13 protein-coding genes are annotated in these 12,594 nt (G+C 55.1%); 7 read left to right on the forward strand and 6 right to left on the reverse strand.

The window, feature by feature from the left end:
* Positions 1–153 precede the first annotated feature (153 nt).
* Positions 154–990, forward strand: coding sequence for an HTH-type transcriptional activator RhaS (rhaS, locus tag PGR29_RS23560; protein WP_113374895.1), 837 nt, complete (start codon positions 154–156; stop codon positions 988–990).
* Positions 991–1,062: 72 nt separating this feature from the next.
* Positions 1,063–1,911, forward strand: coding sequence for an HTH-type transcriptional activator RhaR (gene rhaR, locus PGR29_RS23565; RefSeq protein WP_271032456.1), 849 nt, complete (start codon positions 1,063–1,065; stop codon positions 1,909–1,911).
* 8 nt (positions 1,912–1,919) lie between these two features.
* Here rhaR and rhaT read toward each other — a convergent pair whose 3' ends face one another.
* A complete protein-coding gene (gene rhaT / locus PGR29_RS23570; RefSeq protein WP_316425461.1) occupies positions 1,920–2,954 on the reverse strand; it encodes an L-rhamnose/proton symporter RhaT in 1,035 nt (344 codons plus the stop codon).
* Between the two features lie 290 nt (positions 2,955–3,244).
* Between rhaT and sodA the strand changes: the two genes are divergently transcribed.
* Both sodA and yiiM read left to right on the forward strand, forming a co-directional pair.
* Positions 3,245–3,865 carry a superoxide dismutase [Mn] gene (sodA, locus tag PGR29_RS23575; protein WP_015368940.1) on the forward strand — a complete coding sequence of 207 codons (621 nt, stop codon included), beginning with the start codon at positions 3,245–3,247 and terminating at the stop codon, positions 3,863–3,865.
* Between the two features lie 72 nt (positions 3,866–3,937).
* Complete coding sequence (gene yiiM / locus PGR29_RS23580) at positions 3,938–4,612, forward strand: 6-hydroxyaminopurine reductase (RefSeq protein ID WP_316425463.1); 675 nt, start codon at positions 3,938–3,940, stop codon at positions 4,610–4,612.
* 62 nt (positions 4,613–4,674) lie between these two features.
* On the opposite strand, the gene cpxA is transcribed toward yiiM, so the two are convergent.
* On the reverse strand, positions 4,675–6,048 hold the full coding sequence (gene cpxA, locus PGR29_RS23585; protein ID WP_015368938.1) for an envelope stress sensor histidine kinase CpxA: 1,374 nt from the start codon (positions 6,046–6,048) through the stop codon (positions 4,675–4,677).
* A complete protein-coding gene (gene cpxR / locus PGR29_RS23590) occupies positions 6,045–6,743 on the reverse strand; it encodes an envelope stress response regulator transcription factor CpxR (protein ID WP_015368937.1) in 699 nt (232 codons plus the stop codon). The genes cpxA and cpxR overlap by 4 nt, the downstream gene beginning before the upstream one ends.
* A 149-nt stretch (positions 6,744–6,892) precedes the next feature.
* Here cpxR and cpxP point away from each other — a divergent pair, with 149 nt between their 5' ends.
* The 3 genes from cpxP to pfkA all read left to right on the forward strand — a co-directional run bounded on the left by cpxP (position 6,893) and on the right by pfkA (position 9,617).
* Positions 6,893–7,396 (forward strand): cell-envelope stress modulator CpxP, encoded by a 504-nt coding sequence (gene cpxP / locus PGR29_RS23595; RefSeq protein WP_015368936.1) that lies wholly within the window; start codon positions 6,893–6,895, stop codon positions 7,394–7,396.
* A 158-nt stretch (positions 7,397–7,554) separates the two neighbouring features.
* Positions 7,555–8,451 (forward strand): CDF family cation-efflux transporter FieF, encoded by an 897-nt coding sequence (gene fieF, locus PGR29_RS23600; RefSeq protein ID WP_015368935.1) that lies wholly within the window; start codon positions 7,555–7,557, stop codon positions 8,449–8,451.
* A 203-nt stretch (positions 8,452–8,654) separates the two neighbouring features.
* Positions 8,655–9,617 (forward strand): 6-phosphofructokinase, encoded by a 963-nt coding sequence (gene pfkA / locus PGR29_RS23605; protein ID WP_015368934.1) that lies wholly within the window; start codon positions 8,655–8,657, stop codon positions 9,615–9,617.
* A 67-nt stretch (positions 9,618–9,684) separates the two neighbouring features.
* Here the strand turns inward: pfkA and rraA are convergent, their stop codons facing one another.
* From rraA to hslU, 3 genes are all read right to left on the reverse strand, one after another.
* A complete protein-coding gene (gene rraA / locus PGR29_RS23610; RefSeq protein WP_015703948.1) occupies positions 9,685–10,170 on the reverse strand; it encodes a ribonuclease E activity regulator RraA in 486 nt (161 codons plus the stop codon).
* A gap of 92 nt (positions 10,171–10,262) precedes the next feature.
* Positions 10,263–11,189 carry a 1,4-dihydroxy-2-naphthoate polyprenyltransferase gene (gene menA / locus PGR29_RS23615; protein WP_087858760.1) on the reverse strand — a complete coding sequence of 309 codons (927 nt, stop codon included), beginning with the start codon at positions 11,187–11,189 and terminating at the stop codon, positions 10,263–10,265.
* Positions 11,190–11,256: 67 nt separating this feature from the next.
* Positions 11,257–12,591, reverse strand: a complete 1,335-nt coding sequence (gene hslU / locus PGR29_RS23620; RefSeq protein ID WP_045395296.1) for an HslU--HslV peptidase ATPase subunit — start codon at positions 12,589–12,591, stop codon at positions 11,257–11,259.
* Positions 12,592–12,594: the final 3 nt, after the last annotated feature.

Below are 12,594 nucleotides of genomic sequence, written 5' to 3' on the forward strand. Positions count from 1 at the left end.
GATGTTGGCCGCAGTTCCGGAAATTTCCGGCTGGTTCTTGAAAAAACGGCAGGTTTTACGCGGTTCACGGTCAAAAATTGAAGGCCGGATTGCCGGCCCTTAATTACTATTTGCGGCGACGGTTGATAATTTTTCTCATTCGTGGAGGCTGCTATGACCGTGTTGCACAGTACGGATTTTTTTAAGGCCGGCGTCTCGGCGGTGGCGATTGAACCGCGCCTTCCTCAAGCGGCCTTTCCAGAACATCACCATGATTTTCATGAGATTGTCATCGTTGAACAGGGTACGGGCATTCACGTTTTCAACGGCCAGCCCTATACCATCAGCGGCGGTTCGGTTTGCTTTATTCGCGATCACGATCGCCATCTTTACGAACACACTAATAACCTGTGTCTGACCAACGTGCTCTACCGCGCGCCGGATGCTTTTCGTTTTCTGACCGGCGTGAACCAGCTGCTGCCGCAGGAGCAGGACGGCAACTATCTGTCACACTGGCGGGTCAACCAGACGGTACTGCAGCAGGTGCGGCAAATCGTCGGTCAGATGGAAAAGGTCGGGCAGGGCATCGAACCCCATACCATCGCCAGCCGTGAAATCCTGTTTATGCAGCTACTGGTGCTACTGCACAGCAACAGCCTGGCGGAAGGCGCCGGCAACCACGAGGCGCGGCTGAATCAGCTGATGGCCTGGTTGGAAGACCATTTTGCCGAAGAGATATGTTGGGAGGAGGTGGCGGCGCAGTTTTCGCTCTCTTTACGCACCCTGCATCGCCAGTTAAAGCTGCAAACCGGGCTGACGCCCCAGCGCTATCTCAACCGGGTGCGCCTGATGAAGGCGCGGCACCTGCTGCGCCACAGCGATGATAGCGTGACAGAAATCGCTTATCGCTGCGGTTTTGGCGACAGTAACCATTTTTCGACGCTATTTCGCCGTGAATTCGACTGGTCGCCGCGCGATATTCGCCAGGGGCGCGACGCTATTCTTCAGTAACGCGAGAAGAGTCAACGTATTGCCTGACCAAAATGCGAATAATGGTTGGTTTCCGCGTCGGGAGTAAAAGTTGTGGCAGGTCAGCTGGTGCTTCGCAAAGATGAGTTTTTTGCTTCCCCCTCGCAGGCGGTCGCGGTGGCTGACCGCTACCCGCAAAACGTCTTCGCCGAGCATACCCATGAATTTTGCGAGCTGGTGCTGGTGTGGCGCGGCAACGGCCTGCATATCCTCAACGATCGCCCGTGGCGGATTACCCGCGGCGATCTCTTTTATATCCGCGCGGAAGATAAACACTCTTATGCTTCGGTCAACGACCTGGTGCTGCAGAATATTATTTATTGCCCGGATCGACTGCGGCTCAATTTTGACTGGGCGGCGCATATTCCGGGATTATTCGGCACGACCTGGCAGCCGCACTGGCGGATCGGCAGCAGCGGCATGGCGCAGGTCAGGCAGGTGATTAACCAGCTGGAACACGAAAGCGCGCGGCAGGATGCGCAGGCGGATAGCATGGCGGAACTGCTGTTTGCCCAACTGGCGCTAACGCTCCAGCGCTATCGCTACGCCACTGATAACCTGGCGGCGACGCAAAGCGAAACTCTGCTCGACAAACTGCTGACCGAACTGGCCGGTAGTCTTAATCGTCCCTTTAATCTGGATAGCTTCTGTCTGCGTGAAGGCTGCAGCGAACGCGCGCTACGCCAGCAGTTTCGCCAGCAAACGGGAATGACGATAACTCACTATTTGCGCCAACTGCGGATCTGCCATGCGCAGTATTTACTGCAGCATACCGAGCGGCTAATCGGCGAGATCGCCATGCAGTGCGGGTTTGAGGACAGTAACTACTTTTCGGTGGTGTTTAATCGGGAAATTGGCATGACGCCGGGACAGTGGCGGCAGCGCAGTCGCGCCGCCGCGTGAAGGGGAAATCAGTTAGCCATTCCCAGGCCGACGATATTCGCGGCGATGATAATCACCACGCAGCCGAGGCTGAGCACGCTGACCGGGCGGCGTCCGGCGTTGTTCCACTCTTTCAGCACCAGCCCAACCAGCCCGCCGCACAGTACGTAGAAGCTCATATGCAGCATCCAGCTCATGTAGTCATACTGCGCCGGGATACTGGCGTGGCCCCAGGCATAGAAGAAGAACTGCAGATACCACATTAGCCCGCCCAATGCGGAAAGCAGAATGTTGCTGATGATAAGCGGTTTTGCCAGTGAGAAGTCGGTTTTTAGCGACAAATCCTTCACTTTGGCGAGGCGAATAAAGCAGAAGCCGAGGTTAACCAGCGCGCCGCCGCCCATGATCACCACGTAGCTTGGCAGCGCGGTATACAGCGGGTCGACGCCCAGCGCCGCGGCGGCTTCATGCATTGGTTTAGCGGCGTTCATCGCAAATGACATGCCGGCGGAGAAAATACCGCACATTACCGCCAGCATCAGCCCTTTTTTCAGGTTGAACTCTTCCGCTTTGATGCCCATTTTGCGCTCTTTAAGCTGGCCGGCGCGGGTGACGATACCCACACCAATCACCGCTACCAGAACGCCGAGTAGGGTCATTTGTCCGCCTTTGGTGTGAATCAACACATCAAAGTGGCCGTTGAGGATCGGCGTCATTAAGGTACCGACGATAAGCGTAATGCCGATAGCGATACCGATACCCATCGACATACCCAGATAGCGCATGGTCAGGCCATAGTTGATGTTACCGATGCCCCACATCGCGCCGAACAAAAACACCGGCAGCAGCGTGGAGGCGCTAAACGAGCGGTAGTAGGCCCAGAAATCGGGCAGCAGCATGGCGCTTATCGCCCACGGCAGAATCAGCCAGGAGACAATCCCGCCGATCGACCACATGGTTTCCCACGACCAGTGTTTCACCTTCTTGAAAGGAGCATAAAAACAGGCGGCACTGGCGGCGCCGATTAAATGCCAAAAAATTCCCATCGTAATCGCATGATTCATTGCCTTTACCCTCATCTGTGTTGGGTTGGATAGACTCTCTCCGATGCGATGAGTGTAAAAATTGCGCAGTTTTTACGCCTTTGAGCTGTTGCCACCTCAGACGAAACTCTGGCAATCAGGGGCTTAATGGGTTGTTTTGGCTCACAAACCGGCGTGTATCTATTTTGGGTATAACCTTAGTAAAACTACGGCATTGATAATCATTTTCAATATCATTTAATTAACTATAATGAACCGACTGCTTACGCGGCGTTAACACCCTCTGCCGCCCGATAATAATGGAGATGATTATGAGTTATACACTGCCATCCCTGCCGTACGCTTACGATGCTCTGGAACCGCATTTCGACAAGCAGACGATGGAGATCCATCATACTAAGCATCACCAGACCTACGTTAACAACGCTAACGCAGCGCTGGAAAGCCTGCCGGAATTCGCTAACCTGTCCGCGGAAGAGCTGATCACCAAACTGGATCAACTGCCGGCTGACAAAAAAACCGTACTGCGTAACAACGCGGGCGGCCACGCTAACCATAGCCTGTTCTGGAAAGGCCTGAAAACCGGCACTACCCTGCAGGGCGACCTGAAAGCCGCTATCGAGCGTGATTTCGGTTCCGTGGACAACTTCAAAGCTGAATTCGAAAAAGCGGCAGCAACCCGCTTTGGTTCCGGCTGGGCGTGGCTGGTGCTGAAAGGCGACAAACTGGCCGTCGTTTCTACCGCAAACCAGGATTCCCCGCTGATGGGCGAAGCCATTTCCGGCGCTTCCGGCTTCCCGATTATCGGCCTGGATGTGTGGGAACACGCTTACTACCTGAAATTCCAGAACCGCCGTCCGGACTACATCAAAGCCTTCTGGGACGTGGTTAACTGGGACGAAGCAGCAGCGCGTTTTGCCGCCAAAAAATAAGGTTGCATTGTGCTAAGAGAGAAGCGAGTCTGATGACTCGCTTTTTTTATATCCGTAGCAAGGAGAGCAGCAATGCATTACCCGGTGAATGTCTTTGTCGGCAAAATCAGGGACTACGACGGTAGCCGCCCCAGCGCAATTGGCAAAATCCAGGTCGATGGCGAGCTGCAGCTCGGCGATCTCGGGCTGGAAGGGGACGAGCAGGCGGAAAAGAAAATTCACGGCGGGCCGGATCGCGCGCTGTGCCACTATCCCCGCGAGCATTACCTCGACTGGATCCGCGAATTCCCGCAGCAGGCCGATCTGTTCTGCGCCCCCGCATTCGGTGAAAACCTTTCTTCCGAAGGACTAACGGAAAAAAATGTCTATATCGGCGATATCTTTCGTTGGGGCGAGGCGCTGATTCAGGTCACTCAGCCGCGCTCTCCCTGCTTCAAACTGAATTACCATTTCGGCATTAGCGATATGGCGCAACTGATGCAGAACAGCGGCAAGGTTGGCTGGCTCTACCGCATTATCGCCGGCGGCCGGGTTTCCAGCGATGCGCCGCTGGAGCTGGTATCGCGTCTGAGCGACGTGAGCGTGCATGAGGCTGGTGCGATTGCCTGGCATATGCCGTTTGATGACGACCAGTATCACCGTCTGCTATCGGCGGCGGGCCTGTCGGTAAGCTGGAGCAGAACCATGCAGAAACGGCGTTTAAGCGGGCAGATCGAGGATAATTCGCGCAGATTATGGGGGAAATAATTCCCCCATATTGAACGTTGCAACCCGTAGCCCGGCTCAGCGTAGCGCAAGCCGGGACAGGGTTAAGTACGCTTATACAGCGGCAGCCAGATTGTTAAACGCAGCCCACCCAGCGGGCTATCGTCGGCTTTAACCCAGCCGCGATGTTGCTGAATCGCCGTTTCGACAATCGCCAGCCCCAGACCGGTGCCGCCGGACTCGCGATCGCGAGCCTCGTCGGTACGATAGAACGGACGGAAAATCTGTTCGCGATCCTCCGGGCTGACGCCCGGGCCGTCATCATCGACGTTGACCGTAATCCCGTCTTTATCCACCGAGAAGCTGACGGAAATTTTCGTGTGCGAGTAGCGCAGCGCGTTGCGCACGATATTTTCCAGCGCGCTTTCCAGCGCATTGGGGTTACCGTACAGCGGCCAGGGGCCCGGCGGATACTCAACGGTAAATGATTTCCCCATCTGTTCGGCTTCAAATGCCGCGTTGTCCAGCACTTCGCCCCACAGCTGATTCGCTTTCACCGTCTCGCTGACCAGCGCGTTTTTCGCCTGATTACGCGACATCACCAGCAGGTCGTTGATCATGCTGTCCAGCCGATGTGCTTCGGTTTCGATACGCTCCAGCTCTTTGCTTTCACCGCTGCGGCGGCGCAGCAACGCGGTGCCTAGCTGCAGGCGGGTTAACGGCGTGCGTAGCTCGTGCGAGATATCCGACAGCAGCCGCTGCTGGCTGGTCATCATTCGCTCAAGCGCGGTCACCATCTGGTTGAAGCTGGCCCCGGCGGCCAGAAACTCCTGCGGACCGGCTTCCAGCTCCGGATGCTGCCGCAGGTTACCCTGGGCAACTTCGTCGGCGGCGTTTTTCAACTTGCGCGCCGGCTTCGCCAGGCTCCACGCCAGCCAGAGCAGCAGCGGGGCGCTGACCAGCATCGTCACGATAAGCAGTAATAGCGGACGGTCAAACAGCAGGTTGATGAAGTCGGATTGTGAAGTGCTGGCAGGGCGGATGAGATAAAGTTGATAATTATCTTCACCATCCCTGACGGAAAACGGGCCGACCATCTCCAGGCGTCCGTAACGCTTCTTCTGCGGATGATCGGCATTATCGGCCTGGCCGATAAAGTTACGAATGATCTGCATTTCGTTGCGTTCTGCGCCGATCACGCGGCCTTCGCTGGTGACCAGCAGCAGTCGCTGCCCCGGCGGTGCCCACTTATCGATGGCGCGAAACAGACGTCGCCACCACATTAAGTCGTTCGGCGGATCGTTCGCCAGTTCGGCCTCGACGTGTTGCTCAATCATGATGCCCTGACGTTGCTCGCTTTCCAGCAGCTCGGTCATCTGGCGCGAGTCCAGCTTGGGCAACATCAGTACCAGCATCAACACCAGCGCCAGCGTGAGCCAGAAGATAGCGAAGATGCGTGCGGTTAAACTTCCAATCATGAAGCAGAAACCATCAGATAGCCGCGTCCGCGCAATGTTTTAAACCACGGATGGCCGTCTTTGCGCTCCGGCAGCTTACGCCGCAGGTTGGAAATATGCATATCGATAGCGCGGTCGAACGGCGTCAGCCGCTTGCCCAACACTTCCTGGCTTAAGTGTTCACGTGACACCACCTGACCAAGATGCTGCGCCAGCAGATACAGCAGGGTGAACTCGGTGCCGGTCAGCTCCAGCGTTTGCCCATCAAAATTGGCTTCCTGACGGCCCGGATTGAGGCTTAACGCATCCACTTCCAGGGTCGGAGAACCGGATTCGGTAGTCTGCTGCTGCTCGCTCCAGTGGGAGCGACGCAGAATCGCGCGTATACGCGCCACCAGCTCGCGATCGTTAAACGGCTTAGGCAAATAGTCATCCGCCCCGAGTTCGAGGCCGAGAACGCGATCCAGCTCGCTTCCGCGCGCCGTTAGCATGATAACCGGGGTCTGGTGTGTCTGACGTAATTCTTTAAGCGTGTCGATACCGTTTTTCTTCGGCATCATCACATCAAGCAAAAGGAGATCAATGCTGTCGTCAAGAAGCGCCAGCGCCTGTTCACCGTCATGGGCAACGAGCACATTAAAACCTTCCATATCGAGCAGCTCTTTTAACAGGGAGGTGAGCTCCCGGTCATCATCAACTAACAGGATTTTATTCATTGTTTAAATACCTCCGAGGCAGAAATTACGTCATCAAGGCTCGCTAATCCATGACTTTACGTTGTTTTACACCCCCTGACGCATGTTTGCAGCCTGAATCGTAAACTGTCTCTCGTTGAATCGCGACACAAACGTTTTGGGAGTATGTGATGCGCAATGTTATCGCTGCCGTCATGGCCTCAACGCTGGCGCTAAGTGCTACTAGCCAAGCCGCTGAAGTCGTTACCGGCGTTAACTGGCTCCACGGTGAAGAGGGAGCCCAGCGCAGCGGCCAGAGCCATATGTTTGACGGCATAAGTCTAACCGAACAGCAACGACAGCAGTTACGGGATCTTATGCAACGGGCGCGCCATGACCGGCTCCCTGTTAATGTTAGCGAACTGGAGACAATGCATAGCCTTGTCACCGCAGATAAATTTGATGAAAGCGCTGTGCGCGCTCAGGCAGAAAAGATGGCGCAGGAACAGGTTGCCCGCCAGGTAGAAATGGCGAAAGTCCGCAACCAGATGTATCACCTGCTAACCCCTGAGCAGCAAGCGGTTTTAAATGCTAAGCACCAGCAGCGTATGGATCAGTTGCGTGAGGTTGCAAGGATGCAGAAAGGCTCAGCCATGATGCTTTCCAGTAGTAGCAGTACCGTGCAACCCAAGTAACAAACCCTGTTTTCCTTGCCATAGACACCATCCCTGTCTTCCCCCACATGATGTGGGGGTTTTTTTTGTCTTTTTTTCGCCTCAGCCGCCGCATGCCCGTTCATCTTCCGGGTAAAAGTTCAGGTTATACTAAGCGCATCGCCGGAAAAGGAGCGTTTATGAATCAATCTTATGGGCGGCTGGTAAGTCGCGCGGCTATTGCCGCGACGGCGATGGCCTCCGTGTTACTTTTGATCAAAATTTTTGCGTGGTGGTATACCGGTTCGGTGAGTATTCTGGCGGCGCTGGTGGATTCGCTGGTGGATATTGCCGCCTCGCTGACCAACCTGCTGGTGGTGCGTTACTCGCTACAACCTGCTGATGAAGAACATACTTTTGGCCATGGGAAAGCGGAATCGCTGGCGGCGTTGGCGCAGAGCATGTTTATTTCCGGTTCGGCGTTGTTTCTGTTCCTGACCGGGATCCAGCATCTGATTCGCCCTGAACCGATGCAGGCGGCGGGCGTCGGGATGGTGGTGACGCTGATCGCCTTGATAAGCACCCTGATGCTGGTGACCTTTCAGCGCTGGGTGGTCAGAAAAACCCAGAGCCAGGCCGTGCGTGCGGATATGCTTCATTATCAGTCTGATGTTATGATGAACGGCGCTATTCTTATCGCCCTCGGCCTCTCCTGGTACGGCTGGCACCGTGCCGATGCGCTGTTTGCATTAGGGATTGGCATCTATATTTTATATAGCGCCCTGCGTATGGGTTACGACGCGGTGCAATCGTTATTAGACCGCGCGCTTCCGGATGAGGAACGTCAGGAAATCATCAGTATCGTGAATAGCTGGCCCGGCGTCAGCGGCGCGCACGATCTACGAACGCGGCAGTCAGGGCCGACTCGCTTTATTCAAATACATTTGGAAATGGAAGATAACCTCCCTCTGGTACAGGCGCACGTGATTGCCGACCAGGTGGAGCAGGCTATTTTGCGCCGTTTCCCGGGATCGGATGTCATCATCCATCAGGATCCCTGTTCTGTGGTGCCGCCGGCGCGGCAGGGCGTTTTTTGAGCTTTCGGTTATAGTCTGTAAACTCGATGTAAAAATGTGGGGCGGGTAGGCATTTTTTGTATAAATTACCGCCATTTGGTCTGACCTGAATCAATTCAGCCAGAAGCGTTTGATATACTATTGCAATTATCGTCGTGCACTCCTGGTATGGGAGCGCTTCAGGCAACAGGATTATTTTTTGCTTCCTAAGTTCAGAGGTAGTCATGATTAAGAAAATCGGTGTGTTGACAAGTGGCGGTGATGCGCCGGGCATGAACGCAGCAATTCGCGGCGTTGTGCGCGCGGCATTAACGGAAGGTCTGGAAGTTTTTGGAATCTATGACGGTTACCTCGGCCTGTATGAAGATCGTATGGTTCAGCTTGACCGTTACAGCGTGTCCGACATGATCAACCGTGGCGGTACCTTCCTCGGCTCCGCTCGCTTCCCGGAATTCCGTGAAGAGCATATTCGCGCTGTCGCCATTGAAAATATGAAAAAGCGCGGCCTGGACGCGCTGGTTGTTATCGGCGGCGACGGTTCCTATATGGGTGCGATGCGTCTGACCGAGATGGGTTTCCCTTGCATCGGCCTGCCGGGCACCATCGATAACGACATCAAAGGTACTGACTACACTATCGGTTTCTTTACCGCGCTGAGCACCGTTGTTGAAGCGATTGACCGCCTGCGTGACACCTCCTCTTCGCACCAGCGTATCTCTGTGGTGGAAGTGATGGGCCGCTACTGTGGCGATCTGACTCTGGCGGCGGCGATTGCCGGCGGCTGTGAGTTCATCATGGTGCCGGAAGTAGAATATACCCGCGACGATCTGGTGGCCGAAATCAAAGCTGGCATCGCGAAAGGTAAGAAACACGCGATCGTGGCCATCACCGAGCACATGTGCGACGTTGACGAACTGGCGAGCTTCATTGAGAAAGAAACGGGCCGTGAAACTCGTGCGACCGTGCTGGGTCACATTCAGCGCGGCGGCTCTCCGGTTCCTTACGACCGTATTCTGGCCTCCCGTATGGGCGCATATGCCATTGAACTGCTGCTGCAGGGCTTTGGCGGCCGCTGTGTTGGTATCCAGAATGAGAAGCTGGTTCACCACGACATCATCGATGCTATCGAAAATATGAAGCGTCCGTTCAAGTCTGACTGGATGGATTGCGCGAAGAAACTGTACTAAGTTTCTCGGCATAACAAAAAGGCCTTCTCACTGAGAAGGCCTTTTTTATTACGGCGTAGCCGGAGCGTTATTCGATATCCAGCGCATCCTCGGAAAGGATGATACCGGTATTGTCAGCATACAGATGATCGCCGGAGAAGAAGGTAACGCCGCCGAAGTTGACGCGCACGTCGCTTTCGCCGATACCTTCCCCAGCAGCGGCCACAGGAATGGCGGCTAACGCCTGGATACCGATATCTAAATCTTCCAGGTCGTCAACCTGGCGCACCGCGCCATAGACCACCAGCCCTTCCCATTCGTTCTGTACCGCCAGACGCGCCAGGTCTGCGTCAATTAACGCGCGTCGTACGGAACCGCCGCCGTCGATAAGGAGAATATGACCACGGCCATTCTGCTCGAGCAGATCGTAGAGCAACCCGTTATCCTCGAAACATTTTACCGTAATGATCTGTCCACCAAACGACGACCGCCCTCCAAAGTTGGAAAACAGCGGTTCCACGACATTGACATCTTCCTGGTAGATGTCGCAAAGCTCGGAAGTATCGTATTTCATAGGCTTAACGTTCAGTTGCTGCGAGAATTTTTAGTATATCCCGTGAACTGCATTGTTTGCAAAATCATCAATTGTTAATTGATATTTGTCAGTTATGCCGCCAGCTTACTGCCGATAATCCCGATGACAAACAGCAGGTTGGTTAATAATGCCGCTTTGACCGTGCGTTCGAGCATCGGACGCATCGCCACCGGTTCGCGCTCACGCATGACGAAACGCGCCTGTTTCACCAGTAGCGGAATGGCGAGAATAAACAGCCAGCCCCACAGGCTGCGCAGCGCCAGCAGGTTAAACAGCGCCAGGCACAGCGGAGCGCCGAGCAGCAGGACGCTGTGATAACGGCGGGCGTTCACCGGCCCCAGACGGACCGCCAGCGTATTTTTACCGTTCTGACGGTCGCTATCGATATCGCGCAGGTTATTGATATTCAGCACCGCGGCGGCCAGCAGACCACAGGCGGTAGCGGGCAGGAAAATAACCGCGTCGATGCTGTGCGCCTGTAGATACCAACTGCCGACGACGCTCAGCCAGCCGAAGAAAACCAGCACCGAGATATCGCCAAGGCCAATATAGCCGTAAGGACGCGTGCCGACGGTATAAGTGATAGCCGCGATAATCGACAACCCACCGAGCACCATAAAGCCGATGAAGTCCGCCATTGTCTGCCAGGCGGAGAACAGCAACGCCAGGCCGGAAAGGCAAATCAGCGCTACCGTTACGATCAGCGCGCGTTTCATCTGCGATTGGGTGATGGCGCCTTTTTGCATTCCGCGCAGCGGCCCGATACGGTCAGGTTTATCGCTGCCTTTAACGGCGTCGCCATAATCATTGGCGAGATTAGATAAAATTTGCAGCAAACCAGCGGTAATAAGCGCCAGCAGCGCGACCAGCGGATCGAAGTGGCCTTGCTGCCACGCCAACGCGGTGCCGACGACGATAGCGGCGAACGCCAGAGGTAATGTTTTGGGACGCAGGCTTTCAAGCCAGGCCCTGGTGCGTGTTATCGGTTGTTCAGTCATTTCTTTCAGCCAAAAAAATGGGGCTATCATAGCCCCATCGTGTGTGATGAAAATGCATTGAACCGGATTATAGGATAAAACGGCTCAGATCTTCATCTGCCACCAGAACATCCAGGTGTTTACCGACATAATCACCGTCGATGGTCACCGTCTGGCCGTTCATTTCGCTGGCATCATAAGAGATGTCTTCGATCAGACGTTCCAGCACCGTGTGCAGGCGACGCGCGCCGATATTTTCGGTGGTTTCGTTAACCTGCCATGCCGCCTGAGCGATACGCTTGATACCATCTTCAGTGAATTCGATATTCACGCCTTCGGTGGCCATCAGCGCTTTGTACTGCACGGTGATGGAAGCATTCGGCTCGGTCAGAATACGTTCGAAATCATGGGTGGTCAGCGCTTTCAGCTCAACGCGGATCGGCAGACGGCCCTGCAGTTCCGGGATCAAATCTGATGGGCTGGCGACCTGGAATGCGCCGGAGGCGATAAACAGAATGTGATCGGTTTTCACCATCCCGTGTTTAGTGGAGACGGTGCAGCCTTCCACCAGCGGCAGCAGGTCGCGCTGAACGCCTTCACGAGACACATCCGGGCCGGAGGAGTTGCCGCCGCGCTTACAGATTTTGTCGATTTCGTCGATAAACACGATCCCGTGCTGTTCAACGGCGTCGATAGCTTCTTGCTTCAGCTCTTCCGGGTTAACCAGCTTCGCCGCTTCTTCTTCGATAAGCAGCTTCATCGCGTCTTTGATTTTCAGCTTACGCGGTTTTTGTTTCTGGCCGCCCAGGTTCTGGAACATGGACTGCAGCTGGCTGGTCATCTCTTCCATGCCCGGAGGGGACATGATTTCAACGCCCATCGGCGCCGCGGCGAGGTCGATTTCGATCTCTTTGTCGTCAAGCTGGCCTTCGCGCAGTTTCTTGCGGAATGCCTGGCGCGCAGCGGAAGGTTCCTGCGGCTGTTCAGCCTGGCCCCAGTTGTTTTTCGCCGGCGGGATCAGTACGTCGAGGATACGCTCTTCGGCCATTTCTTCGGCGCGATAGCGGTTTTTATCGATGGACTGCATGCGGACCATTTTGATCGCGGCGTCGGTCAGATCACGGATGATGGAGTCCACTTCTTTACCAACATAGCCCACTTCGGTGAACTTGGTCGCTTCAACTTTGATGAACGGCGCGTTGGCCAGTTTCGCCAGACGACGGGCGATTTCGGTTTTACCAACGCCGGTCGGGCCAATCATCAGAATGTTTTTCGGCGTGACTTCATGACGCAGCTCTTCATTAAGCTGCATACGGCGCCAGCGGTTACGCAGGGCGATAGCAACAGAACGCTTGGCTGCGTCCTGGCCGATAATATGTTTGTCCAGTTCGCTGACAATTTCGCGTGGGGTCATTTCAGACATGGG

This window comes from Klebsiella sp. 141203, from assembly GCF_032601985.1.
GTDB classification, from domain to species: domain Bacteria; phylum Pseudomonadota; class Gammaproteobacteria; order Enterobacterales; family Enterobacteriaceae; genus Klebsiella; species Klebsiella aerogenes.

Bases quoted from the DNA above. Each gene is read 5' to 3' on its own strand.
- rhaS (WP_113374895.1), top strand. From the start codon at position 154: ATGACCGTGTTGCACAGTACGGATTTTTTTAAGGCCGGCGTCTCGGCG.
- rhaT (WP_316425461.1), bottom strand. From the start codon at position 2,954: ATGAATCATGCGATTACGATGGGAATTTTTTGGCATTTAATCGGCGCC.
- sodA (WP_015368940.1), top strand. From the start codon at position 3,245: ATGAGTTATACACTGCCATCCCTGCCGTACGCTTACGATGCTCTGGAA.
- yiiM (WP_316425463.1), top strand. From the start codon at position 3,938: ATGCATTACCCGGTGAATGTCTTTGTCGGCAAAATCAGGGACTACGAC.
- cpxA (WP_015368938.1), bottom strand. From the start codon at position 6,048: ATGATTGGAAGTTTAACCGCACGCATCTTCGCTATCTTCTGGCTCACG.
- cpxR (WP_015368937.1), bottom strand. From the start codon at position 6,743: ATGAATAAAATCCTGTTAGTTGATGATGACCGGGAGCTCACCTCCCTG.
- cpxP (WP_015368936.1), top strand. From the start codon at position 6,893: ATGCGCAATGTTATCGCTGCCGTCATGGCCTCAACGCTGGCGCTAAGT.
- fieF (WP_015368935.1), top strand. From the start codon at position 7,555: ATGAATCAATCTTATGGGCGGCTGGTAAGTCGCGCGGCTATTGCCGCG.
- pfkA (WP_015368934.1), top strand. From the start codon at position 8,655: ATGATTAAGAAAATCGGTGTGTTGACAAGTGGCGGTGATGCGCCGGGC.
- rraA (WP_015703948.1), bottom strand. From the start codon at position 10,170: ATGAAATACGATACTTCCGAGCTTTGCGACATCTACCAGGAAGATGTC.
- menA (WP_087858760.1), bottom strand. From the start codon at position 11,189: ATGACTGAACAACCGATAACACGCACCAGGGCCTGGCTTGAAAGCCTG.
- hslU (WP_045395296.1), bottom strand. From the start codon at position 12,591: ATGTCTGAAATGACCCCACGCGAAATTGTCAGCGAACTGGACAAACAT.